The following is a 1,378-nucleotide window of genomic DNA, read 5'->3' as shown; positions in this document are numbered from 1 at the left end:
ATAAACCCCGACTACATTTCTCCGGAGATACTGGACCTCGGCGAAATCAGGGGCATCGCGGAGCCCCGCATCGGCATGACTCTTGTCAAGAGCGGGCGCACCAGCGGAGTCTCCAAAAGTGAAATCAAAGCCCTGAACGTGAGGATTAGGGTGATGATGGGAGCTGGCGAAGAGGCCACCTTTTACGACCAGATCCTGACGGGCCCCATGGCACAGCCGGGTGACAGCGGCTCCCTGGTCCTCAACGAAAAAATGGAAGCGGTAGGCCTTTTGTTTGCCGGGTCTGACCTGGCGACGCTGATAAACCCGATATCCACCGTGCTCAAGCTGTTGAAAGTGACCTTTTAAAAAATGCCATTACAGGACATATAAGCCATGTATGCGATATACGGCGTCGTGCCGGTTACAGGGTAAGAGAGGGGATGGTCATCCCCCTTATTCTGTTTTTAGAGGACTATTGAGGGTTTGTCTTGCCCGGGATATATAGATATAATTATGGCAAGTTTAAGAACCAAGGAGGCGAAGAATATGAGAAAGACTTTAAGGAACCTTATTGTACTAACACTGCTGGCGGCCCTGGTCCTGCTGCCGGGAGTTGCCTCTGCCGCCGGCTGGATAACCGTCAAGTTCGTTTACAACGGTAAAGTCCAGACTTTCCGCATCCCCTTTGATGGCTTCAAAAGCGGGAAGTATACGTGCACCATTAACATCCCAAAACCGGGGCAGGCCCCCAGCAAGCCCGCTCCCCAGCCCACACCCCAGCCCGTACCGGGGGATGAGAAACCGACAACACCTCCGGTCAAAGGTCTGACAGCCGATGAGCAGGAAATGCTGAATCTGGTGAACGCCGAGAGAAAGAAAGCCGGACTTAAACCCCTGGAAATAGACATGAGGCTTGTAGACCTATCCAGGAAAAAAAGCAAGGACATGATAGAAAACAATTACTTCGGCCATACATCGCCCACATATGGTACGCCTTTCCAGGCTCTAAAGGCGGCAGGAGTGTCTTACAGGTACGCCGGTGAAAACATAGCCGGGGCTCCTACCGTCAAGAGGGCCCACGAAGGATTGATGAACAGCCCCGGCCACAGGGCGAATATATTAAACCCTAACTACAACCGTATCGGCATAGGCATTGTAGACGGCGGTCCCTACGGCAAGATGTTCACACAGACCTTCATAGGTACGAACTAAATTGTTCACAATATGTGTATTTCCTGTGGATAATATGTGCATAGTGTGAATAGTTATCTTCGACCAGATGACCCGCGGAATTTTCCGCGGGTTCAGCTTGTAGACAAAGCCGCTTTTAGGTTATGCATCCTAAAAGCGGCTTTTTGTTGAAGGCGAAGAAAATTTTTAAGAAAAACGAATGTAA

General features: G+C 50.6%; 2 protein-coding genes. Both read left to right on the top strand.

Annotation, left to right across the window (positions count from 1 at the left end; translation table 11 throughout):
- On the top strand, positions 1–348 hold a 348-nt coding region (locus LZ11_RS12235), incomplete at its 5' end, for a chymotrypsin family serine protease (protein ID WP_222927275.1).
- Between the two features lie 180 nt (positions 349–528).
- Positions 529–1,194 carry a CAP domain-containing protein gene (locus LZ11_RS12230; protein ID WP_148868127.1) on the top strand — a complete coding sequence of 222 codons (666 nt, stop codon included), beginning with the start codon at positions 529–531 and terminating at the stop codon, positions 1,192–1,194.
- The last annotated feature ends 184 nt before the right edge of the window (positions 1,195–1,378 follow it).

Source organism: Thermosediminibacter litoriperuensis, assembly GCF_008124715.1.
In the GTDB taxonomy this organism is placed as follows: domain Bacteria; phylum Bacillota; class Thermosediminibacteria; order Thermosediminibacterales; family Thermosediminibacteraceae; genus Thermosediminibacter; species Thermosediminibacter litoriperuensis.
This window is presented reverse-complemented; position numbering and strand designations above follow the sequence as displayed.